The sequence below is a fragment of the Micromonospora sp. B006 genome (assembly GCF_003408515.1).
In the GTDB taxonomy this organism is placed as follows: domain Bacteria; phylum Actinomycetota; class Actinomycetes; order Mycobacteriales; family Micromonosporaceae; genus Micromonospora; species Micromonospora echinospora_A.
This window is the reverse complement of sequence record NZ_CP030865.1, coordinates 585,093-606,495: the sequence shown is the minus strand read 5'-3', so window position 1 is coordinate 606,495 and position 21,403 is coordinate 585,093. Positions and strand designations below refer to the sequence as shown.

Below are 21,403 nucleotides of genomic sequence, written 5' to 3'. Positions count from 1 at the left end.
CGAGGCGGTCGCAAACGTCAGGGGCGGTAGCGGTAGCCCATCCCGGGCTCGGTGATCAGGTGCCGGGGCCGGGCCGGGTCGTCCTCCAGCTTGCGCCGCAACTGGGCCATGTACTGCCGCAGGTAGTTCGTCTCCTGGTGGTACTCCGGCCCCCACACGTCGTGCAGGAGCTGGCGCTGGCTGACCAGCTTGCCCGGGTTGCGCAGCAGCTTCTCCAGCATGGCCCACTGGGTGGGGGTGAGCTTGACCTCGACGCCGTCGTCCCGGGTGACGGTCCGGTCGGCCAGGTCGACTGTGTTGCGGCCGATCCGCAGCGCGGGCACGGCGGGCGTGGCGGGGGCGAGCCGCCGGGTCACCGCGCGGATGCGGGCGAGCAGCTCGTCGACCCCGAACGGCTTGGTGACGTAGTCGTCGGCGCCCGCGTCGAGCGCGGCCACCTTGTCCTCGCTGCCGGCCCGGCCGGAGAGCACGATGATCGGCACGCCGGTCCAGCCGCGCAGGCCCCTGATCACCTCGGTGCCGTCCAGGTCGGGCAGGCCGAGGTCGAGCACCACCAGGTCCGGCGGGTGCCCGGCGGCGGCCTTGAGCGCGGCGGCGCCGCTGTCGGCCACCTCGACGTCGTAGCCCCGGGCGCGCAGGTTGATCCGCAGGGCGCGCAGGATCTGCGGCTCGTCGTCGACGACCAGGATGCGGGTCATTCCTGCGGCCCTTCCGCGTGCGGGGCGGCCGGCAGCCGCAACACCATGGTGAGCCCGCCGCCGGGTGTGGTCTCCGGGGTGATGCTGCCACCCATCGCCTCGGCGAGACCCCGGGACAGCGCCAGCCCGAGGCCCACGCCGGTCTGGTTGTCCCGGTCGCCGAGGCGCTGGAACGGCAGGAAGACGTGCTCCCACTGGTTCTCCGGGATGCCCGGCCCGGTGTCGATCACCCGCAGCTCGACCTGCCCGGCGTGCGCGCTGCCGGTGATCGTCGGCGGGCGGCCGGGCGGGCTGTGCCGCAGCGCGTTCGACACCACGTTGACCAGCACGCGTTCCAGCAGGCCCGGGTCGGCCAGCGCCGCCGGCAGGTCGGCCGGGATGTCCGTGGCGACCTCGGCCGCCGCCGCGCCGAGTTCGTCAAGGGCCCGGGGTACGGCGTCCTCCAGCCCGATCGCGGTGGTGGTGACGCCCAGCGCGCCGGCTTGCAGGCGGCTCATGTCGAGCAGGTTCGCCACCAGCCGGCCCAGCCGGTCCAGCGACTCGTCCGCGGTCGCAAGCAGCTCCTCCCGGTCGTCCGGGTCGAACTCGACGTCGTGGCTGCGCAGGCTGCTCACCGCGGCCTTGGCCGACGCCAGCGGCGTACGCAGGTCGTGGCTGACCGCCGCGAGCAGCGCGGTACGCATCCGGTCGGCGGCGGCGAGGGGGCGGGCGGTGGCGGCCTCCTGCGCCAGCCGCTCCTGGCGCAGCGCGACGGCGGCCTGCGCGGCGAACGCCTCGACCACCCGGCGGTCGGCCGCCTCCAGCCGCCGGCCGGCGAGCACCACGCTGAGCCGGTCGTCCACCGGCACCACCGTCTCGCCCCCGCTCGGGCTGCCCGGCGGCCGTTCCCCGACCTCGGCCACCACCCGCCAGGCCCCTTCCTCCCGGGAACGCGCCGGCCGCCCCTCGGCCTCGGCGGTCAGTTCGAGCACGCTCACCGCGCGCAGCCCGAACGTCTCCCGCAGCCGGTCCAGCAGCGCGGGCAACGGCCGCTCGCCGCGCAGCACGCTGCCCGCGACGGTGGCCAGCGTCTGCGCGTCGGCGGAGGCCCGCGCCGCCTCCCGGGTACGCCGGGCCGCGACGTCGACCACCCAGCTCACCGCGATGGCGACGCCGACGAACACGCCCAGGGCGAGCAGGTTGTCCGCCTCGGCGATGGTCAGCGTCCGGTACGGCGGGGTGAAGAACCAGTTGAGCAGCAGCGAGCCGCCGAGCGCGGCGACCAGCGCGGGCCACAGCCCGCCGACCAGCGCCACGCCGACCACTCCGGCGAGGAACAGCAGGATGTCGTTCGTCAGCGTGAGGTCGGGCAGCGTCCGCAGCAGCAGCGTGAGCAGCGGCATGCCGAGCGCCGCGAGCGCGTACCCGACCAGCCGGCGCCTCCGGGACAGCGCGGCGGGCACCGCCCCGGCCCGGCGCCCGCGCCCCGCCTCGGGGTGGGTGACCAGGTGCACGTCGATCGGGCCGGACAGTGCGGTGGTGGTCACCCCGACGCCCCTGGCGAACACCTGCGCGAACCGGCCCCGGCGGCTCGCGCCGAGCACGAGCTGGGTGGCGTTGACGCCCCGGGCGAAGTCGAGCAGCGCCGCCGGGATGTCGGCGCCGAGCACCTGGTGGTACGTGCCGCCGAGGCTCTCCACCAGGACCCGCTGCCGGGCCAGCTGGGCCGGGTCGGCGCCGGCCAGCCCGTCGCTGCGCGCGACGTGCACGGCGAGCAGGTCGGCGCCCTTGCTGCGGGCGGCGATCCGGGCGGCCCGGCGGATCAGCGTCTCGCCCTCCGGGCCCCCGGTCAGCGCGACGACCACCCGTTCCCGCGCCTCCCAGGTGGCGGAGATGCCCTGCTGGGCGCGGTACGCGTCGAGCTGCTCGTCGACCTTGTCGGCCAGCCAGAGCAGCGCCAGCTCGCGCAGCGCGGTGAGGTTGCCGACCCGGAAGTAGTTGCCGAGGGCGGCGTCGATCTTGTCGGGCCGGTAGATGTTGCCGTGCGCCATCCGGCGGCGCAGCGCCTCCGGCGTCATGTCCACCAGCTCGAGCTGCTCGGCGGCGCGGACCACCTGGTCCGGCACGGTCTCCCGCTGGGTGGTGCCGGTGATCTGCGCGACCACGTCGTTGAGCGACTCCAGGTGCTGCACGTTGACGGTGGAGAGCACGCTGATGCCGGCGTCGAGCAGCTGCTGCACGTCCTGCCAGCGCTTGTCGTGCCGGGAGCCGGGCACGTTCGTGTGGGCCAGCTCGTCCACCACGACGACCTCGGGCCGCCGGGCCAGCACCGCGTCCAGGTCCATCTCGGTGAACTCGACGCCCCGGTAGGTCATCGACCGGCGCGGCACCACCTCCAGGTCACCGATCATCTCGGCGGTGTGCCGGCGGCCGTGCGTCTCGACCAGGCCGATCACCACGTCGGTGCCGCGTTCGGCCCGCCGCCGGGCCTCTTCGAGCATCGCGTACGTCTTGCCGACGCCCGGGGCGGCCCCGAGATAGATCCGCAGTTCACCCCTGCCCACGACCCCATCCTCCCTGAGTGCAAGGAAGGGCCCCCTGTTAACGCCTCGCGAGGTGAAGGGGGCCCTTCTTAACACTTCCGTCAGCGCGCCGGGAACGCCTCGTCGAGCGCGAGGTTGAGTTCCAGCACGTTCACAGCGGGCTCGCCCATGAAGCCCAGCGCCCGGCCGGTGGTGTGCTCGGCGACCAGCCGCCGTACCGCCGCCGGGTCCGCGCCGCGCTCGCGCGCCACCCGGGCCACCTGGATCCGCGCGTACGCCGGGGAGATGTGCGGGTCGAGGCCGCTGCCACCGGCGGTGACCGCGTCGGCCGGCACGGCGGGCCGGGCCGGGGCGTCCCCGCGGACCGGGGTGACGATGCCGCCCTCGGCCACGTAGTCGTGGCCGGGCCGCGCCGCCTCCACCGGTACGCCCTGCCAGGTGGTGACGAACGGCGTCGCGGGCGCGGCCTGGTTGACGCTCACCACGCGGGTGATCCGGCCGGTGAGCCCGTCGGCGCGGAACACGGCGAGCACCGCGCCCACGCCGTCCGGCGTGCAGTACGGGCGCCGCCCGTCCACGCCGTCCAGTTCGCCGACCGCCTTGCTGCGGGCGCAGACCTGGGTGAGCAGGCTCTGCGCGGAGGTCTCCTCGTCGCCGGTGAGCGTGTCGACCACGCTCTCCGGGCCGAGGTTGCCGGCCGCGGTGGCGGTCGGGTCGTAGCCGTCCCCGGCGGCCGACGGGCGGGACTGGAAGTAGCGCGGGACCGGGTTGCCGTCCGCGTCGGTGAACGACTGGCCGATCAACGAGCTGCCGACGGTACGGCCGTCGACGGTGAGCAGTGAGCCGTCGGCCCTGCCGTCGAGGCCGGGGAGCCGGCCGACGGCGACCAGGGCGAGCGGATAGAGGAGGCCGAGCAGCACGGTGAACACAAGCACCGCGCGCAGGGCGGCCAGGTGCTGGGAGAGCCAACTGGGAAGGCGCATCACGAGATCCCCGGGACGAACTGGACGAGCAGGTCGATGAGCTTGATGCCGACGAACGGCACCACGATGCCGCCGAGGCCGTAGAGCCACAGGTTGCGGCGCAGCAGCGCGGACGCGCTGGCCGGGCGGTAACGCACGCCGCGCAGGGCCAGCGGGATCAACGCCACGATGACGATCGCGTTGAAGACGACGGCGGAGAGGATCGCCGACTCGGGGCTGGCCAGGCGCATGACGTTGAGCTGGTCCAGCGACGGGTAGATGCCGGCGAACATGGCCGGGATGATCGCGAAGTACTTCGCGATGTCGTTGGCGATGCTGAACGTCGTCAACGCGCCCCGGGTGATCAGCAACTGCTTGCCGATCTCCACGATCTCGATCAGCTTGGTCGGATCGGAGTCGAGGTCGACCATGTTGCCGGCCTCCTTCGCGGCCGACGTGCCGGTGTTCATGGCCACGCCGACGTCCGCCTGGGCCAGCGCGGGCGCGTCGTTGGTGCCGTCGCCGGTCATCGCGACCAGCCGGCCGCCCTCCTGTTCCTTTCGGATCAGGGCGAGCTTGTCCTCCGGCGTGGCCTCGGCGAGGAAGTCGTCCACGCCAGCCTCGTCGGCGATGGCCTTCGCGGTACGCGGGTTGTCACCGGTGATCATCACGGTCCGGATGCCCATCCGGCGCATCTCGTCGAAGCGCTCCCGCATCCCGACCTTCACCACGTCCTTGAGGTGGATGACGCCGAGCGCCCGGGCCGGCTCGCCGGCCACGTGCTCGGCCACCACCAGCGGCGTACCGCCGGTGCCACTGATCGCGTCGACCAGCTCACCGACCTGCTCGGTCGGGTGGCCGCCGTTGTCGCGTACCCATTTCATCACCGCGGCGGCGGCGCCCTTGCGGATCTGCCGGACGTCGCCGTCGGCGTCCAGGTCGACGCCGCTCATCCGGGTCTGCGCGGTGAACGGCACGAACGTGGCGTGCGGGATCAGGCCGGGCTCGCGCTCGCGCAGCCCGTACTTGTTCTTGGCGAGCACCACCACCGAGCGGCCCTCCGGGGTCTCGTCGGCCAGGCTGGACAGTTGCGCCGCGTCGGCGAGCGCGGCGGCGTCCACGCCGGTCACCGGCAGGAACTCGGCGGCCTGCCGGTTGCCCAGCGTGATCGTGCCGGTCTTGTCCAGCAGCAGCGTGTTGACGTCACCGGCCGCCTCGACCGCCCGGCCGCTCATCGCCAGCACGTTGCGCTGCACGAGCCGGTCCATGCCGGCGATGCCGATCGCGGACAGCAGCGCGCCGATGGTGGTCGGGATGAGGCAGACCAGCAGCGACACCAGGACGACGCCGGTGACGCCGGAGTCGGTGATCGCGGCGCTGTCCGGCGCGGCGGCCTGGTACCCCTTGGCGAAGATCGCCATGGGCTGGAGCGTGACGACGGCGAGCAGGAAAACGATCGTCAGCGCGGCCAGCAGGATGTTGAGCGCGATCTCGTTCGGCGTCTTCTGCCGGTTGGCGCCCTCGACCAGCGCGATCATGCGGTCGATGAAGCTCTCGCCCGGCTTCTGGGTGATCCGCACGACGATCCGGTCGGAGAGCACCCGGGTGCCGCCGGTGACAGCGCTGCGGTCGCCGCCGGACTCCCGGATCACCGGCGCGGACTCGCCGGTGATCGCCGACTCGTCGACGCTGGCGATGCCCTCCACCACGTCGCCGTCACCGGGGATCACCTGCCCGGCCTCGACCAGGACGATGTCGCCCTGCCGCAGTTGCGGCGCGGGTACCGCCTCGTCCCGGTACGCGTTCGCGGCGGCGCCGGGCGTCCAACCGACCAGGCGGGTGGCGATGGTGTCCTGCTTGGCCCGGCGCAGCGTGTCGGCCTGTGCCTTGCCGCGCCCCTCGGCGACCGCCTCGGCCAGGTTCGCGAAGATCACGGTGAGCCAGAGCCAGACGGTGATCGCCACGGCGAACACCGACGGGTCGGTCACCGCGAGCACAGTGGTGAACAACGCGCCGATCTCCACGATCAGCATCACCGGGTTGCGCCACAGCGTGCGCGGGTCGAGCTTGCGCAGCGCGTCCGGCAGCGACCGGAGCAACTGCGCGGGGTCGAGCAGCCCGCCGCCGACCCGGTCGTCGCGGCGGCCCGGCGTGCCGAGGGCCGGCGCGTCGGCGGTCTGAACAGGCGCTGTCATGTCCGTGTCTCTCATGGTGGTCACAGCCCTTCGGCCAGCGGGCCGAGCGCGAGTGCGGGAAGGAAGGTGAGCGCGACGAGGACCACGGTGACGCCGACGACCATGCCGACGAACAGCGGCCGGTGGGTCGGCAGGGTGCCCTCGGAGGCGGGTGTGGGTTGCTGGCGGGCGAGCGAGCCGGCCAGCGCGAGCACGAAGATGATCGGCAGGAACCGGCCGAGCAGCATGCAGAGCCCGAGCGCGATGTTCCACCACTGCGTGTTCACTGTGATGCCGGCGAACGCGGAGCCGTTGTTGTTGCTGGCCGAGGTGAACGCGTAGAGCACTTCGGACAATCCGTGCGGCCCGACGTTGAGCGTTGTCGAGTCGTTGCCGGTGGCGAACGCGGCGGCGGTGCCGGCGAGCACCAGCGCCGGGGTGATCAGGAAGTACATCGAGGCGAACTTGATCTCGCGCGACCCGATCTTCTTGCCCAGGTACTCGGGGGTGCGGCCGACCATCAGGCCGGCCACGAACACCGTGATCACGGCGAGGATCAGCAGCCCGTACAGGCCGGCGCCGACGCCGCCGGGCGCGACCTCGCCGAGCATCATGTTGCCCAGCGTCATCATGCCGCCCAGAGCGGTGTACGAGTCGTGGAACGAGTTGACCGCGCCGGTCGAGGTGAGCGTGGTGGCCGCCGCGAACGTGGCCGAGTTGGACACGTCGAAACGCACCTCCTTGCCCTCCAGCGCCGCGCCGACCGCCTGCGGCACCGTGCCGTGGCCGGCCAGCTCGAACACGTTGGTGAGGGTGATGCTGGCGAGCGCGAGGATCGCCATCACGGCGGCGATCGCGTAGCCCTGCCGCTTCTGCCCGACCATCCGGCCGAAGACCCGGGGCAGGCTGAACGGGATCACCAGGATCAGGAAGATCTCCAGCCAGTTCGTCCACGCGGTCGGGTTCTCGAACGGGTGGGCGCTGTTGGCGTTGTAGAAGCCGCCGCCGTTGGTGCCCAGCTCCTTGATGACCTCCTGGCCGGCCACCGGCCCGCCGGTGATCGTCTGGGCCCCGCCGGTCAGCGTGGTCACGTCGGTGCCGCCGGACAGGTTCTGCACCACCCCGCCGAGCATCAGCGCGAGAGCGCCGAGCACCGCGATCGGCAGCAGGATCCGCAGCGTGACCCGGGTCAGGTCGACCCAGAAGTTGCCCAGCTCGCCGGTGCGGCTGCGGGCAAAGCCCCGGACCAGCGCCACCGCGACGGCGATGCCCACCGCGGCCGAGACGAAGTTCTGCACCGCCAGGCCGGCCATCTGCACCAGGTGGCCCATCGTCGACTCACCCGAGTACCACTGCCAGTTCGTGTTGGTCACGAACGACACAGCGGTGTTCCAGGCGCCGTGCGGCACCACCGGGTCTAAGCCCAGCGAGAGCCACAGGTGGTTCTGCAGGCGCTGGAACGCGTACAGGAACAGCAGGGAGACCGCCGAGAAGGCCAGCACCGAGCGGGCGTACACGCCCCAGGTCTGCTCGGCGGCCGGGTTGACCCCGACCAGGCGGTAGATGCCCCGCTCGACCCGGGACGACCGGGTGCCGGCAACCACCCGGTACATGTGGTCGCCGAACGGCCGGTGCACGGCGGCGAGCGCCGCCACCAGCGACAGGACGAAGAGCACGCCGGCTGTCGTCATGCTCATCAGAAACGCTCCGGGAACAGCAGGGCGACGACCAGGAACACGCCCAGCCCGATCGCCAGCACCAGGCCGACGGCGTTGACGGCGCTCACAGCTTCTCCACACCCCTCACCACGAGGGCGAGCGCCGCGAACAGCCCCACCGTCAGCAACACGAACAGCACGTCAGACACGGCTGATCTCTCCTAGCGGAAGATGTCCTCGCGACCGCCTCCCGGTCGCGCCGGGCAATCAAAACGCCAGGTCCGGGGGTACGGACAGGGGCTATAACGCGACCATGACGCGCGGCCGCGGTTTCTTGACGCGCTTTTCACGCCGCCTGCACGAACCGCCCCGGCGCGGGGGCCGTGACGGGCTGGTCCGCCGCTTACGCTGGCCCGGTGGCCACCGAACTGACCCTGCTGTCGGACGCGGTCTGCCGGGGTGTGCCGGTCGGTGGGGCCCGGCTGCGCGGGCTGCTGGCGCTGCTGGCCGGGCGGCTCGGGGCGGGCTGCGGCACCGGCGCGCTGGTCGAGGCGCTCTGGCCGGACGAACCGCCCCGGCACCCGGTGAAGGCGTTGCAGATCCTGGTGTCCCGGGCCCGCGCCGAGCTGGGCGCCGACCTGATCGTGCGGACCGCCACCGGCTACCGGCTGGCGCTCACCGACGCGCAGGTGGACGCGGTGGCGGTGCTGCGGCACGCGGAGGCGGCGGCGCGGCGGGCCCGAGCCGGTGAGCACGCGGACGCGCTGGCCGAGGCGGAGGCGGGGCTGGCGTACTGGGCCGGCCCGCCGGGCGACGAGCCGGGCGAGGGCGATCCGCTCACCGCGTTGCGCGCGGACCGGGCGGCCACGTACCGCGCGCTGTCCCGGGCCCGGGCGATCGCGTTGTCCCGGCTCGGCCGGCCTGCGGAGGCGCTGCCCGGGCTCGCCGCGCTGGCCGCCGGAACCCGCCACGAAGAGGAGCTGCTGGCCGAGCTGCTCCGCTGCGAGGCGGCAGTGACCAGCCGGTCGGCGGCGCTGACCCGGTACGACGACTACCGCCGCTCGCTCCGCGACGAGCTGGGCGCCGACCCCGGGCCGGCGCTGCGCGAGCTGCACCGGGAGCTGCTCGACGGGGAGAGCCGGGTGGCCCGGCCCGGCATCCCGTACGAGCCGAACCCGCTGCTCGGCCGCGACGACGACCTGACCGCCGTGGAGTCCCTGCTGACCCACGCCCGGGTGGTCTCCGTCGTCGGTCCGGGCGGGCTGGGCAAGACCCGGCTCGCGTACGCGGTGGCCCGGCGCGCGCCGCAACGCGCCGTACGTCTGGTGGCGCTCGGCGCGGTCACCGCCGACGGCGACGTGCCGGACGCGGTCGCGGCGGCGCTGGGGGTCGGCGAGCCGGTGGCCGGCCCGGTCGGCGCGCTGCCGGTGCCCGCCGACCCGGTCGCCGCGATAGTGGCGGCGCTCGGCGCCGGGCCGGTGCTGCTGGTGCTGGACAACTGCGAGCAGGTGGTCCGGGGCGTCGCCGAACTGGTGGCGGCGCTGCTGGCGGCGACCCGGGAGCTGCGGGTCCTGACCACCAGCCGCACCCCGCTCGGGTTGACCTCGGAGGCGGTGCACGCGCTGCCCGAACTGCCGCTGGACACGGCCGTGGAGTTGTTCACGCAGCGGGCCCGGGCCGCCCGGCCGGGCGTGGTGCTGCCGGCCGAGCAGGTGGCCGAGGTGTGCCGGCACCTGGACGGGATGCCGCTGGCGATCGAGCTGGCTGCGGCCCGGGTGCGGGCGATGAGCGTGCCGGAGCTGGCCCGCCGGCTGGACGACCGGTTCGGGCTGCTGCGCGGCGGCGCACGGGACGCGCCGCCGCGCCACCACACGCTGCACGCGGTGGTCGACTGGAGCTGGAACCTGCTGCGGCCGGAGGGGCGGGCGGCGCTGCGGGCGCTGTCGGTGTTCCCCGACGGCTTCACCACGGCGGCAGCCGACCGGTTGCTGGGCGACGACGCGCTGCCGGTGCTGGAGCATCTGGTCGACCAGTCGCTGCTGCGCGTGGAGGAGACGCCGGAGGCGATCCGGTTCCGGATGCTGGAGACGGTGCGGGAGTTCGGCGCGGCCCGCCGGTCCGAGGCCGGCGAGACGGACCCTGTCGTGGCGACGTTCCTTGCCTGGGCCCGCGAGTTCGGTCTCGGGCAGCACGAGACGCTGCTCGGCCCCGAGCCGTTCACCGCCCTGGCGGCGGTCCGGTCCGAACAGGACAACCTCGTCGCCGCGCTGCGCCTGGCCTCGGCCCGGTCCGACGCGCCCACAGTGGTCGGCGTCGCCGCCGCGCTCGCCGCGTTGTGGACGCTCGACACCAGCTACACCCGGATGCTCGCGCTGGTGGCCGACACCGACTTCCTGCTGTCCCACTACCGGCCCGCGCCGGAGTTCGTGGCGCCGGCCCGTACCGTAGCCGTGCTCGGCGTGGCGCACAGCCTGATGATCGCCGGGCGGCGGGCGACCCGCTCGCTCGTGGTGCTGCGGAGGCTGCCGCCGCCCCCGACGGGCGACCTGGTCGGCGCGATGGCGACGGTCCTGGGCGCGATCCCCGAGATCGTGGCCGACCCGGCCGCGCTCGCCGCGCTGCGCGCGCATCCGCAGCCGCTGGTCGCCGCGATGGCGAACGGCCTGGCCAGCTACCTGCTGGAGCAGGCCGGGCGGCCGGACGACGCGCTGGACGCGGCGCGGCGGATGCTGGACGCGCTGGCCCACCGGCCGATCCCGTGGCTGCGGGTGCTCGTCCACTCGCGGATCGGCGAGTTGTGCATGCAGACCGAACGCTCGACGGAGGCCCGGGATCACCTGACCGCCGCGCTGGACCTGCTCGCCGACTCCGGCCCGTGGTGGGACCGGCTCCAGATCCGGTGGAGCCTGGTCCTGGTGAACCTCGGGCTCGGTGAGGTCGACGAGGCGGAACGCTGGTTGCGGCTGGCCACCGCCGACGCCTGCGACGGCCGGTACGACGCCGCGCCGGCGCAGGACGACCAGTACGGCATGCGGGCGTACGAGCGCGGCATCCGGGCCGAATTCGCGCTGGCCCGGGGCGACGTCGACGCCGGACTGGCCGGCTGGCGGGAGGCGCTGGACGGGTTGCGGCAGCCGGCCGACCCGCTCATCTGGTCCGGCCCGCCCGGCGACGCACCGTGGCACCTGGAGATCCGGGCGGCCGCCCTGGCGGCACACGCCCGGCACGGCCGGCTGGACCTGGTGCCAGGGCTCGCCGACGCGCTGCGCCGCAGGAGCGCGGCTCTGCTGGCCGACCCGATCGCCGACGCGCCGGGCTTTCTCGTGCAACTGCCGATCCACGGGTCTCTGCTGCTCGCCGTCGCACTGGTCAAGCTGGACCGGTCGGGCGGTGCCGGTGACAAGGCTGCCGGCGACAGGGCTGCCGGCGCCCGGCTCGTCGCGCTCGCCGAACGCTTCGGCTACCAGCGCAACTTCCAGCCCACCATGTCCTCGGCGGCGGCCCGGCAGGCGGCGCGGGACGCCGACCCGGCGGCGTACGACGCGGCCCGCGCGTCGTACGCCGCCCTCGACCACGACGAGCTGCGGCTCGTCGCCGTGGCGGAACTCAGCGGGACGGGTCCCGGTCGTACAGCCGGCGCGCCCACAGGTAGCCCACCAGGCTGATCCCGGCACACCAGGCCACCGCCGCGAGCGCGTCGCCGCCGTCGACCGGACCGGCCAGGAGCAGCCCGCGCAGCGTTTCCATGATCGGGGTGAACGGCTGGTGCTCGGCGAACCAGGCGAGCCACCCGGGCATCGAGTCGGTCGGCACGAAACCGCTGCCCAGGAACGGCAGCAGCATCAGCGGCATCGGCAGATTGCTGGCGCTCTCCACGCTCTTGGGCACCATGCCCAGCGCGACCGACAGCCAGGTGATGGCGAACGCGGTGAGGGTGAGCAGCCCGGTCGCGGCGAGCCACTGCACCGGGCCGGCATCCGGCCGGAAGCCGACGAGCAGCGCTACGGCGACCACCACCGCCAGCCCGATCAGCGTCTGCGTAACCGCGCCCACGACGTGGCCGGTGAGCACCGCCGCGCGGGCGATGGACATGGTGCGGAACCGGGCCACGATGCCCTCGGTCATGTCCATGGCCACCGAGATCGCGGTGCCCTGCGCCGCGCCGGCCAGGGCGAGCAGCAGGATGCCGGGGGTCACGTAGTCGACGTACGCGGACCGGCCCCCGGCCACGCCGCCGAGCCCGTTGCCGAGCGTGCCGCCGAAGACGTAGACGAACAGCAGCAGGAAGACCACCGGCAGGGCGATCACCACTGCCGTCAGGGACGGATAGCGCACCGCGTGCTTCAGGTTGCGGCGCAGCATCGTCGCCGAGTCGCCGACGGTGTGGGCGAGCGTGCTCATGCGGTCACCTTCTCCTCGGTGCGGTGGCCGGTGAGGGCCAGGAAGACGTCGTCCAGGTCGGGGGTGTGCAGGCTCATCGACTCGACGGCGACGCCAGCCGCGTCGAGCCGATCGAGCAGAGCCTTCACCCCGCTGACGCCGCCGTCGCCGGGCACCCGCAGCGTGAAGTCGTCGTCGTGCCGGGTGGCCGCCGGGAACAGTCCGGCCGCCGCGGCCAGTTGCGCCGGGTCGGTGAAGTGCAGGCGTACGTGACCGCCGGGCACCAGCCGCTTCAGCTCGGCCGGGCTGCCCTCGGCGACGAGGCGACCGCCGTCGAGCAACGCGACCTGGTCGGCCAGGTGGTCGGCCTCCTCCAGGTACTGCGTGGTCAGGAAGACGGTGGTGCCCTCGGCCACCAGCTCCCGCACGACCTGCCACATCGCCCGTCGGCTGCGCGGGTCCAGGCCGGCCGTCGGCTCGTCCAGGAAGATCAGCCGGGGGCGGCCGACGAGGGTCATCGCCAGGTCCAGCCGCCGTTTCATCCCGCCCGAGTACGCCGCGACCGGCTTGTCCGCCGCGTCGGCCAGGTCGAAGCGGGCCAGCAGGTCGTCCACCACCCGCCGTCCCTCGATCCGGCCCAGATGCCGCAGGTCGGTCATCAGCCGCAGGTTCTCCGCGCCGGTGAGCAACGCGTCGACGGCGGAGAACTGGCCGGTCACGCCGATCACGGCGCGTACCCGGTCCGGCTCGGCGGCCAGGTCGTGGCCGGCGACGCGCACGGTTCCGCCGTCCGGTCGGATCAGCGTGGAGAGGATCTGCACTGTGGTGGTCTTGCCGGCCCCGTTCGGGCCGAGCAGGGCGAAGACCGTGGCCCTGGGTACGCGCAGGTCGATGCCGTCGAGCACCACCTGCTTCCGGTACGCCTTGCGCAGCCCGGTCGCCTCGACCATCGGTGAGGTTGTCGTCGTCATGCGGTAACCGTGACGGCGGCGGGGATCAGCGCGGTTTCACGGCGGTTTCACGCCCACCGGACAGGGGCGCGGCCCTCAGTGCTCGACGGCGCGGGCGACAAGTGCCTCGGCGACGTCGCGCAGTTTGCGGTTGGTGTCCTGGGAGAGCTTGGCGAGCAGCGTGAACGCCTCGTCGGCCGAGCAGCGCCGCTGGCCCATGATGATGCCCTTGGCCTGTTCGATCACGGCCCGGCTGCGCATCGCCTCGCGCATCTGCTGGGCCAGCGTCGAGGTGCTCTCGTAGAGGTGCGCGTTGGCGAGCGCGACGGCCGCGTACGCGGCGAACTCCTCCGCCAGGTCGATCGACGACTGGTCGAAGGCGTGGGCCGAGCTGCCGTACAGGTTCAGCGCCCCGGTCACCGCCTCCTGGATCGGCAACGCGATCGACAACGAACTGGCCACGCCCGCCGTCCGGGCCTGCGCCGCCCAGTCCGGCCAGCGCGGCTCGTCGGACAGGTCGGGCAGCGACACGCTCGTCGCGCTGACCGAGGCGTCGAGGCAGGGGCCGTCGTCGTGCTCGTACTGCCACTCGTCCAGCCTGCGGGCCAGGTCGCTGGTGTGGGCGATGGCCCGGTTCGCGCCGGCCTGCGTCAGGGAGACGGACACGTGCGCGCTGCCCGGAACGGCCCGGTTCGCCAGCCCGGCGACGCGCGCCAGGACGTCGTCGAGCGCGACCTCGTCCAGCCGGATCCGGCTCAGCTCGGCGAGCGCTTCGCCGGCGTCCATCCGCGGGGCTTCCATGCGCGCGTCCTGTCCGGTCGAGGTCATCGGCACGTGTCGCTCCGATCAACGTACCCAGCGCGGACGGTTCCGAAAGCGGTCCGCTCTGCGATCTTCACCCCATCGGCGTATCTTTGGTGCCGGGTCAAGACATGTGCCCTCCTGCTCCGGCGTACCCGCCGGAGCGTCCGCATACCGCGCGGTGGGAGGTGTCGTGTCGACCGATGTGCCGGTTTTCGGCTGTCACCATGTTCCGATGGCGTCCGGGTCGCTCCGGCCGGACGAGCCGATCATGTGGCTGAGCTGTGAGGTCCTGGCGGATGTGACCCGGATCTCGGTGGCCGGCGAGGTGGACCTCAGCAACGCGCACCTGCTGAGCGAACTGGTGGAGACCGCGGTCGCGGCACGCGCCCCGCTGGTGGTGGTGGACCTGTCGGCGGTCAGCTTCTTCGGCGCGCACGGCACCAACGCGCTCGTCGCCGCCCGGCGGCTGCTGGCCGAGCACGGTCGCCGGCTGGTCCTGCGCCGGCTCTCGCCTGTGGTCCGACGCGTCCTCGACGTCACCGGCACGCTTGGCGCGTTCGAGGTCGTCGATCGGCCCGCGCTGCCCGCCGCCCACTGCCGGTCGGCACGTCCCGTCGCCCCCACCGGCGCCGGGTCGTAGAGTTGTGCCGGTAGGTGACGTCCCGGCCGGGGCGTCACCGATGAGCGTCAAGAAGCGGCGCGCCGGTCCCGATCCGTCCGGATCGGAACGCTGGTCCGTCACCACGGGCCCACCCCGCCACCAGCCGTCCGTCCCCTCGGGGTCGACGGCGCCGCTTCCACGAGGACGTCACAGCTCATGCCGCACGCCCACCCCGACCTCGCCGCCGCCTTGATCAGGCTCGCTCGGATCAAGTACGACGAGGTCGACCTGGACGTGGTGCTGTCGACCATCGCGCAGGTCGCGAAGGACACCCTCCCCGGCACCGCCGAGGTGTCGGTGACCCTGGTCCAGGGCACCCGGGCGCACACCGCCGCGTACACCGGCGAGCTGGCGCTGACCCTCGACGAGTGGCAGTACGCGCACGGCCGCGGTCCGTGCCTGGACGCCGCCACCACCGGCACGGCGATGCTGGTGCCCGACATGTCGGCGGAGAGCCGCTGGCCGGAGTGGGCGGCCCGGGCGCACGGGGCGGGTGCGGCCAGCTCGCTGTCGGTCGGCCTGCCCATCCAGGAGGCGATGGTCGGCGCGCTGAACATCTACGGCGCGGCGCCCGGCGTCCTGGACGAGCAGGTCGAACTGGCGCAGACGCTGGCCGGATACGCCGCCATCGCGCTGGCGAACGTCCACCTCTACGAGAGCACCGCGACGCTGGCTCAGCAGATGCAGGAGGCCATGCAGAGCCGGGCCGTGATCGAACAGGCCAAGGGCATCATCATGGGTCAGCGGCGCTGCTCGGCCGACGAGGCGTTCGCCATCCTGGCCCGGGTGTCGCAGGACTCCAACCGCAAGCTGCGTGAGGTCGCCGAGTCACTTGTGCACCGCGCGGTGCACGGCCCTCGCGACTGACCGCCCGCTCAGCGGGGCATCGCCCGCCAGCCGGAGCCACTCGCGCGCCACGCCCCCGCCAGGATGCTCGCCGAGCCACGGCTCGGGCACTGCTGGATCTTGGACCGGCCGGACGCCCCGCCGATCTGTGCCTGGACCTGCCACTGGCTTCCGTCGGTGCAGATGTAGACGTCACGCCGTCCGCGAGGGTTGTTGACGCCGTTCCACCAGTGTTCCTCGACCACCATGTCGTGACCGTACCGCAGGAGACCCGGAGCAGCACAGACGCAAATCGGTTGCCGCCGTCGGCCGGGCGGCGGCACGCTCCCCGGATGACAGCACCGGACCTGCCGCGCAGCTTCACCATCCGCGAGGGCGACCTGCGGATCCTCAACCCGTTCGACGACGTCAAGCTGGCCACGCTGGGCCGCGCGATCCGGCTGCGACCGGGCGACGAGCTGCTGGACCTGTGCAGCGGCAAGGGCGAGCTGCTCTGCACCTGGGCCCGCGACCACGGGGTCACCGGCACCGGCGTCGACATCAGCAGCGCCTTCACCGCCGCCGCCCGGGAACGCGCCACGGAACTGGGTGTGGCCGAACACGTACGGTTCGTGCACGGTGACGCGGCGGCGTACTCACCGGAGCGGCCGGTCGACGTGGCGGCCTGTGTCGGCGCGACCTGGATCGGCGACGGGGTGCCCGGGACGCTGGAACTGCTCGACCGGACGCTGCGGCCGGGCGGCATGGCGCTGGTCGGCGAGCCCTACTGGCGGCGGGACCCGCCGGACGAGGAGGCGGTCACCGGCTCGCACGCCCGGTCCCGGGACGAGTTCCACGACCTGCCCGGCCTGGTGCGGCTCTTCGGCGAGTGCGGCTGGGACCTGGTCGAGATGGTCCTCGCCGACCAGGACAGCTGGGACCGGTACGCGGCCGCGCACTGGCTGAACCTGCGCCGCTGGCTCGACGCCAATCCGGACGACGAACTGGCCCCGGAGCTGCGGCGGGAGCTGACCGAGGACCCGCTGCGGTACGTCCGCTTCCAGCGCGAGTACATGGGGTGGGGAGTGTTCGCGCTGTTGCGACGGTGACTGCTTAACGAACGGCTACGCAGGGTAAAGCCAGATCATGGGACAGTTGCGCACCTCGCCGCCGCCGCCACAGGCCTCGGAGCTGGAGCGGTGGGTGCTCGACTCCCCGGAGGATCTGCGCGTCCTGCGCGCCTCGCTGCGCGACGCGCTGAACCGGCACGGCCTGGTGCAGGGTGAGGACCTGGACGAGGTGCCGCACCTGGTCGTGCTGGTCGCCACCGAACTGGCCAGCAACGCGCTGCGGCACGGCCGCCCGCCCACCATCATCACGCTGCTCGCCACCGACGACCGGTTCCTGCTCGACGTGGCCGACCACGACGTCAGCTCGGTGCCGGAGCTGACCGACATCAGCCCGACGGACTCGGGCGGGCGCGGACTGTTCCTGGCCCAGTCGGTCTCGCTCGACGTCGGCTGGTACGCCACCGGGTCCACCAAGAACATCTGGGCCGCGTTCTCCCGCTGACGGCCGGGCGGTCGCCGGGCGAGGGCTCAGCGGTCCCCGGCCGGGATCGGGTCGTCGTACTGGCCGGACGGCCCGGCGAGCGGTTCGCCGTCCACGATCGGCCACGGGTTCGGCGTGCACCCGTGCAGCCCGAGCGTCTGCTGCACCATCACCGGCGCCGGGCCGCCGGCCCGGGGGCAGCGCTCGTGTCCCCGGCCCAGCCGGTGGCCGACCTCGTGGTTGAGCAGGTACTGCCGGTAGCGGTCGAGGTCGGTGACGTGCGGCACCCCGTACACCCAGCGGGCCACGTTGATCACCACCTGGTCGCCGTTGCGGCAGGACGTGTATCTGTCGCTCGGGTCGCCGCAGAGCCGCCCCCGCGTCACCGGCGTGGTGAGCAGCACGGTGAAGTCCGCCCTGTCGTCGCGGCCCACCCGTTGCAGCCGCCACCGGCCGTCGCCGGTCCAGCCCCGCCGGTCGGCGAGCGTCGCCGCGACATCGCGGGCAAAGCGTTCCACGTCCACGTTGCGGATGCCGTCCTCGACGGCGACCCGGTAGCGCAGCAGTTCGCCGGAGCGCCCGGCCACCGCGCCGACGGTGTCGGCGGTGCGGAACGCGCCGCTGCCCCGGGGCGGGTAGCCGATGCCGGGGGCCACCCGTCCGGCCGCCGGGACCGGCGTCGGCACCGCCGTCGGCGAGGGACGCGCGTCCGGCCCGGGCGCGCTCGGCGCCGCCGCCTGCACGGTCCGCCGCACGTCGACGCGGTCCAGCAGGTCCGGGTGCCGGGCCGCGTACCCGCCGGCGGCGAGCACGGCCCCGACCAGGACCACCGCCAGGATCCGCCCGGATCGCGGCCTCCGCCGTCGCCGGTGCAGCCCTCGGTCACGCCCGCCCACGTCGGTCTCCGTCCGTCGCCCCCACCCGCTCGGGCAGGAGTACGGACGGCAGGCCCGGACGGTTGAACGGGCGGGCCGGGTACCGTCGGGTGTCGGGGTGAGCGAGAGGCCGCCTGCCGGAGTTCAGGGAGAGCCACCCGTGTCACCAGCCGACCGACTGCTCGACGACGCCGTGGCGACGGCGCGCGGCACCGACGTACGCGCCGCCGAACGGGCCCTCGACGGGCTGGTGGTGGCCGACGGCGCCGCGGTGGACGCGGCGCTGCTGGCCCGGCTGACCCGGGACGTGGGCCGGCTCTGGCCACGCGGCTGGCAGCCCGCCGACCTGGACCGGCTCGCCACCCGGCGGCTGACCCCGCGCGGGGCCCGCCTGCTGCGCGACGCCATGGCCGCGCAGCGGCGCACCCTGCCGGCGCCCGTCCCGGACTGGTTCGACGCGCAGCTCACCGAGGCCGGCGCCCGCTGGGACGACGACGCGGGCTGGCTGGACCGGCGCGCCGACGGCGACCGGATCACCGCGCTGCGGGACGCCGTCGACGCGCTCGTCCTGGTGGCGGGGCTGCCGCCGATCGCGGTGCTGCGGCCCCCGCCGGGCTCGGCCGCCGTCCCACGCGCCGCCGCGACGCCGAGCGGTTCCCGGATGCTCGACCGGGTACGCGCGCTGCTCGCCAAGGCCGAGTCGACCGCCTATCCGGCCGAGGCGGAGGCGTTCACCGCGAAGGCGCAGGAGCTGATGGCCCGGCACAGCATCGACGCGGCGCTGCTCGACGCCGCCGCCGAGCGGTCCGGTGCTCCGGGCGGGGTCCGGATCGGCGTCGACGCCCCGTACGCGGCGGCGAAGGCGCTGCTGGTCCAGGAGGTGGCGGCGGCGAACCGGTGCGAGTCGGTCTGGTCCGACGACCTGGGTTTCGCCACGGTGCTCGGCTTCCCGGCCGACCTGGCCGCGGTGGAGCTGCTGCACACCTCGCTGCTGGTGCAGGCCACCGCCGCGATGCTGCGCGGCCGGGGTGAGCGCGGCAAGGCCGGCGGGCGGCGTACCAAGGGCTACGACGAGTCGTTCCTCAACGCGTTCGCGCTGCGGATCGGCGACCGGCTGCGCGAGGCCAGCGCGGTCGCGGCCGAGGAGAGCGACGACGATCGGCTGCTGCCGGTGCTCGCGGCCCGCTCGGACGCCGTCCGGGAACGCGCCGAACAGCTCTTTCCCGGCACCACGCGGCACCGGCTCCAGGTGCGCGACGAACAGGGCTGGGTCTCCGGCACCAGCGCGGCCGACCGCGCCTCACTCGATCCGGGACGCCCGGCGCGCCGCCCGGTGCGCGGGGTCCGCTGACTTCCTGGCCGATGATGTCGGTTCGGGCGGACCGGCTCCGACCCGTCTGCGAGGCGCCACCGACGGTGGCCCCGGACCTGAGGAGTGCACAGTGAAGTACATGCTGCTGATCTGGAACCGGCCCGGCTTCGTGGAGGAGCTGTCCGAGGCGGAACGCAACGCGATCTTCGGCGAGGTCGACGAGATCATGAAGGAGCTGACCGAGTCCGGTGAGCTGGTCGGCGGAGAGGCGCTGGCGCACCCGTCGCAGGCCCGGACCGTACGACCGGCGGCCTCCGGCGGCACCGAGATCACCGACGGGCCGTTCGTGGAGAGCAAGGAGCAGTTCGCCGGCTACCTGACTGTCGACTGCGAGACCCCGGAGCGGGCCGCCGAGATCGCCGCGCGCTGGCCGGACGTGCGGCACGGTTTCGGCGTGCTGGAGGTGCGCGCGGTGATGGAGCAGGCCGGGACGGAGATGTGACCTCCCGGGCGGTCGAGGACCTGCTGCGTGTGCTCGCGCCGCAGGTCCTCGGCGTGCTCGTGCGCCGGCACGGCCAGTTCTACGCCTGCGAGGACGCGGTCCAGGAGGCGCTGCTGGCCGCCGCCGTCCAGTGGCCGGAGCAGGGCCTGCCGGACCACCCCCGCTCATGGCTGGTCACCGTCGCCACCCGCCGGCTCACCGACGAGTGGCGCCGTGAGCACGCCCGCCGGGCACGCGAGGTCGCGGTGGCGGTCCGGCAGCCGGCGTACGCGACTGTCGCGCCGCCCGCCGACGAGGAGCCGCCGAGCGGGGACGACACGCTGAAGCTGCTGTTCCTCTGCTGCCATCCGGCGCTGCCGGTCAGCGCGCAGGTGGCGCTCACGCTGCGTGCGGTGGGCGGGTTGAGCACTGCCGAGATCGCCCGCGCGTACCTGGTGCCGGAGGCGACCATGAGCCAGCGGATCCGCCGCGCGAAGCAGCGGATCGAGGCAGCCGGCGCACGTTTCACGCTTCCCTCGCCGGCCGACCGCGACGAGCGGCTGGGCGCTGTGCTGCGCGTGCTCTACCTGGTCTTCAACGAGGGGTACGCGGCGTCGAGCGGCGAGGCGCTGCACCGGGCGGAGCTGACCGCCGAGGCGATCCGGCTGGCCCGGGAGCTGCGCCGGCTGCTCCCGGACGACGGCGAGGTGGCCGGGTTGCTGGCGCTGATGCTGCTCACCGACGCGCACCGGGCGGCGCGTACCGGGCCGGACGGCGAGCTGGTGCCGCTGGCCGAGCAGGACCGAGGCCGGTGGGACCGGGACGCCGTCGCGCAGGGGGTGGCGCTGGTGACCGAGGCGCTGACCTGGTCGTCGCCGGGGCCGTACCAGGTGCAGGCGGCCATCGCGGCGGTGCACGCGGAGGCCCCCTCCGCGGAGACCACTGACTGGCCGCAGATCGTCGCGCTCTACCGGGTGCTGGCCCACATCGCGCCGAATCCGATGGTCACGCTCAACCAGGCGGTCGCGGTGGCCATGGTGGACGGCCCGCGCGCCGGGCTCGCGCTGTTGGAACCGCTCGACGCAGACGGCCGGACCGCCGGCCACCACCGTCTCGCCGCCGTCCGCGCGCATCTGCTCGACCTGGCCGGGGACCGGGCGGACGCGCGGGCCGCGTACCTGGCCGCCGCGCGGGCCACCACCAGCCTGCCGGAGCGCCGTTACCTCCAGGCCCGCGCCGCGCGCCTGACCGGTGACCGGCCGCGCTGACCCGGGCCTGGACAGCACGCCGGGCCGGCCCGAGGGCCGACCCGGTGGGTGTGCGTCGCGTACGTCAGCTCTTGAAGGCGTCCTTGATCTTCTCGCCGGCCTGCTTGAGCTTGGCGCCGGCCTGGTCGTTGCGGCCCTCGGCCTCCAGGCGCTCGTTGTCCGTGGCCCGGCCGACGCCCTCCTTGACCTTGCCCGCGGCGTCCTGGGAAGTGTTGTCGATCTTGTCGTCGAGACCCATGATGACCTCCACTGATGCGATTGCCTGACGACAACTGGTTACCCC

The 21,403-nt window shown here is 73.8% G+C and carries 20 protein-coding genes; 8 read left to right on the top strand and 12 right to left on the bottom strand.

Annotated elements, in window-relative coordinates:
* Positions 1-17: 17 nt before the first annotated feature.
* The 6 genes from MicB006_RS03010 to kdpF form a co-directional block, all read right to left on the bottom strand.
* The gene (locus MicB006_RS03010) at positions 18-698 is read right to left on the bottom strand and encodes a response regulator (protein WP_030503484.1); all 681 of its coding nucleotides are present in this window, start codon (positions 696-698) and stop codon (positions 18-20) included.
* A complete protein-coding gene (locus MicB006_RS03005) occupies positions 695-3,241 on the bottom strand; it encodes a DUF4118 domain-containing protein (RefSeq protein WP_116503686.1) in 2,547 nt (848 codons plus the stop codon). Before MicB006_RS03005 ends, MicB006_RS03010 begins: the two co-directional genes overlap by 4 nt.
* Before the next feature lie 80 nt (positions 3,242-3,321).
* Positions 3,322-4,203 carry a potassium-transporting ATPase subunit C gene (locus MicB006_RS03000; RefSeq protein ID WP_116503684.1) on the bottom strand — a complete coding sequence of 294 codons (882 nt, stop codon included), beginning with the start codon at positions 4,201-4,203 and terminating at the stop codon, positions 3,322-3,324.
* Positions 4,203-6,377, bottom strand: coding sequence for a potassium-transporting ATPase subunit KdpB (gene kdpB / locus MicB006_RS02995; RefSeq protein WP_116503683.1), 2,175 nt, complete (start codon positions 6,375-6,377; stop codon positions 4,203-4,205). Before kdpB ends, MicB006_RS03000 begins: the two co-directional genes overlap by 1 nt.
* Positions 6,378-6,397: 20 nt before the next feature.
* A complete protein-coding gene (gene kdpA / locus MicB006_RS02990) occupies positions 6,398-8,053 on the bottom strand; it encodes a potassium-transporting ATPase subunit KdpA (protein WP_116503681.1) in 1,656 nt (551 codons plus the stop codon).
* Complete coding sequence (gene kdpF / locus MicB006_RS02985; RefSeq protein WP_036343797.1) at positions 8,053-8,142, bottom strand: K(+)-transporting ATPase subunit F; 90 nt, start codon at positions 8,140-8,142, stop codon at positions 8,053-8,055. Before kdpF ends, kdpA begins: the two co-directional genes overlap by 1 nt.
* 287 nt (positions 8,143-8,429) lie before the next feature.
* On the opposite strand from kdpF, the gene MicB006_RS02980 reads away from it, so the two are divergent.
* On the top strand, positions 8,430-11,678 hold the full coding sequence (locus MicB006_RS02980) for a BTAD domain-containing putative transcriptional regulator (protein ID WP_116511123.1): 3,249 nt from the start codon (positions 8,430-8,432) through the stop codon (positions 11,676-11,678).
* Here the strand turns inward: MicB006_RS02980 and MicB006_RS02975 are convergent.
* The 3 genes from MicB006_RS02975 to MicB006_RS02965 all read right to left on the bottom strand — a co-directional run bounded on the left by MicB006_RS02975 (position 11,620) and on the right by MicB006_RS02965 (position 14,144).
* The gene (locus MicB006_RS02975) at positions 11,620-12,414 is read right to left on the bottom strand and encodes an ABC transporter permease (RefSeq protein WP_116503679.1); all 795 of its coding nucleotides are present in this window, start codon (positions 12,412-12,414) and stop codon (positions 11,620-11,622) included. The genes MicB006_RS02980 and MicB006_RS02975 overlap by 59 nt on opposite strands.
* Positions 12,411-13,364 carry an ATP-binding cassette domain-containing protein gene (locus MicB006_RS02970; RefSeq protein ID WP_116503677.1) on the bottom strand — a complete coding sequence of 318 codons (954 nt, stop codon included), beginning with the start codon at positions 13,362-13,364 and terminating at the stop codon, positions 12,411-12,413. Before MicB006_RS02970 ends, MicB006_RS02975 begins: the two co-directional genes overlap by 4 nt.
* Positions 13,365-13,439: 75 nt before the next feature.
* Positions 13,440-14,144: a GAF and ANTAR domain-containing protein gene (locus MicB006_RS02965; protein ID WP_116503675.1), complete on the bottom strand. Its 705-nt coding sequence runs from the start codon at positions 14,142-14,144 to the stop codon at positions 13,440-13,442.
* Positions 14,145-14,379: 235 nt separating this feature from the next.
* On the opposite strand from MicB006_RS02965, the gene MicB006_RS02960 reads away from it, so the two are divergent.
* Entirely contained in the window at positions 14,380-14,787 is a 408-nt protein-coding gene (locus MicB006_RS02960) for an STAS domain-containing protein (protein ID WP_225980620.1), read from the top strand.
* A gap of 177 nt (positions 14,788-14,964) precedes the next feature.
* The gene (locus tag MicB006_RS02955) at positions 14,965-15,675 is read left to right on the top strand and encodes a GAF and ANTAR domain-containing protein (RefSeq protein ID WP_116503672.1); all 711 of its coding nucleotides are present in this window, start codon (positions 14,965-14,967) and stop codon (positions 15,673-15,675) included.
* Between the two features lie 8 nt (positions 15,676-15,683).
* Here MicB006_RS02955 and MicB006_RS02950 read toward each other — a convergent pair whose 3' ends face one another.
* Positions 15,684-15,902 (bottom strand): hypothetical protein, encoded by a 219-nt coding sequence (locus tag MicB006_RS02950; RefSeq protein WP_073825840.1) that lies wholly within the window; start codon positions 15,900-15,902, stop codon positions 15,684-15,686.
* An 84-nt stretch (positions 15,903-15,986) separates the two neighbouring features.
* On the opposite strand from MicB006_RS02950, the gene MicB006_RS02945 reads away from it, so the two are divergent.
* Together MicB006_RS02945 and MicB006_RS02940 are read left to right on the top strand one after the other, a co-directional pair.
* The gene (locus MicB006_RS02945) at positions 15,987-16,742 is read left to right on the top strand and encodes a cyclopropane-fatty-acyl-phospholipid synthase family protein (RefSeq protein ID WP_116503670.1); all 756 of its coding nucleotides are present in this window, start codon (positions 15,987-15,989) and stop codon (positions 16,740-16,742) included.
* 37 nt (positions 16,743-16,779) lie between these two features.
* The gene (locus MicB006_RS02940) at positions 16,780-17,205 is read left to right on the top strand and encodes an ATP-binding protein (RefSeq protein WP_073825846.1); all 426 of its coding nucleotides are present in this window, start codon (positions 16,780-16,782) and stop codon (positions 17,203-17,205) included.
* A gap of 26 nt (positions 17,206-17,231) precedes the next feature.
* Here MicB006_RS02940 and MicB006_RS02935 read toward each other — a convergent pair whose 3' ends face one another.
* Positions 17,232-18,080, bottom strand: coding sequence for a DUF3152 domain-containing protein (locus tag MicB006_RS02935; RefSeq protein ID WP_225980619.1), 849 nt, complete (start codon positions 18,078-18,080; stop codon positions 17,232-17,234).
* A 139-nt stretch (positions 18,081-18,219) separates the two neighbouring features.
* On the opposite strand from MicB006_RS02935, the gene MicB006_RS02930 reads away from it, so the two are divergent.
* The 3 genes from MicB006_RS02930 (at position 18,220) to MicB006_RS02920 (ending at position 21,120) form a co-directional block, all read left to right on the top strand.
* Positions 18,220-19,410, top strand: coding sequence for a DUF2786 domain-containing protein (locus tag MicB006_RS02930; RefSeq protein WP_116503668.1), 1,191 nt, complete (start codon positions 18,220-18,222; stop codon positions 19,408-19,410).
* A gap of 100 nt (positions 19,411-19,510) precedes the next feature.
* A complete protein-coding gene (locus tag MicB006_RS02925) occupies positions 19,511-19,873 on the top strand; it encodes a YciI family protein (RefSeq protein WP_221453590.1) in 363 nt (120 codons plus the stop codon).
* Positions 19,870-21,120, top strand: a complete 1,251-nt coding sequence (locus MicB006_RS02920; protein ID WP_116503666.1) for an RNA polymerase sigma factor — start codon at positions 19,870-19,872, stop codon at positions 21,118-21,120. The genes MicB006_RS02925 and MicB006_RS02920 overlap by 4 nt, the downstream gene beginning before the upstream one ends.
* Positions 21,121-21,184: 64 nt before the next feature.
* On the opposite strand, the gene MicB006_RS02915 is transcribed toward MicB006_RS02920, so the two are convergent.
* Positions 21,185-21,358 (bottom strand): CsbD family protein, encoded by a 174-nt coding sequence (locus MicB006_RS02915; RefSeq protein WP_116511121.1) that lies wholly within the window; start codon positions 21,356-21,358, stop codon positions 21,185-21,187.
* Positions 21,359-21,403 lie beyond the last annotated feature (45 nt).

Excerpts from the sequence above, each read along its gene's own strand:
- MicB006_RS03010 (WP_030503484.1), bottom strand. The coding sequence starts at position 698 with ATGACCCGCATCCTGGTCGTCGACGACGAGCCGCAGATCCTGCGCGCC.
- MicB006_RS03000 (WP_116503684.1), bottom strand. The coding sequence starts at position 4,203 with ATGCGCCTTCCCAGTTGGCTCTCCCAGCACCTGGCCGCCCTGCGCGCG.
- kdpB (WP_116503683.1), bottom strand. The coding sequence starts at position 6,377 with ATGACAGCGCCTGTTCAGACCGCCGACGCGCCGGCCCTCGGCACGCCG.
- kdpA (WP_116503681.1), bottom strand. The coding sequence starts at position 8,053 with ATGAGCATGACGACAGCCGGCGTGCTCTTCGTCCTGTCGCTGGTGGCG.
- MicB006_RS02975 (WP_116503679.1), bottom strand. The coding sequence starts at position 12,414 with ATGAGCACGCTCGCCCACACCGTCGGCGACTCGGCGACGATGCTGCGC.
- MicB006_RS02970 (WP_116503677.1), bottom strand. The coding sequence starts at position 13,364 with ATGACGACGACAACCTCACCGATGGTCGAGGCGACCGGGCTGCGCAAG.
- MicB006_RS02965 (WP_116503675.1), bottom strand. The coding sequence starts at position 14,144 with ATGGAAGCCCCGCGGATGGACGCCGGCGAAGCGCTCGCCGAGCTGAGC.
- MicB006_RS02960 (WP_225980620.1), top strand. The coding sequence starts at position 14,380 with ATGGCGTCCGGGTCGCTCCGGCCGGACGAGCCGATCATGTGGCTGAGC.
- MicB006_RS02955 (WP_116503672.1), top strand. The coding sequence starts at position 14,965 with ATGCCGCACGCCCACCCCGACCTCGCCGCCGCCTTGATCAGGCTCGCT.
- MicB006_RS02950 (WP_073825840.1), bottom strand. The coding sequence starts at position 15,902 with ATGGTGGTCGAGGAACACTGGTGGAACGGCGTCAACAACCCTCGCGGA.
- MicB006_RS02945 (WP_116503670.1), top strand. The coding sequence starts at position 15,987 with ATGACAGCACCGGACCTGCCGCGCAGCTTCACCATCCGCGAGGGCGAC.
- MicB006_RS02940 (WP_073825846.1), top strand. The coding sequence starts at position 16,780 with ATGGGACAGTTGCGCACCTCGCCGCCGCCGCCACAGGCCTCGGAGCTG.
- MicB006_RS02925 (WP_221453590.1), top strand. The coding sequence starts at position 19,511 with ATGCTGCTGATCTGGAACCGGCCCGGCTTCGTGGAGGAGCTGTCCGAG.
- MicB006_RS02915 (WP_116511121.1), bottom strand. The coding sequence starts at position 21,358 with ATGGGTCTCGACGACAAGATCGACAACACTTCCCAGGACGCCGCGGGC.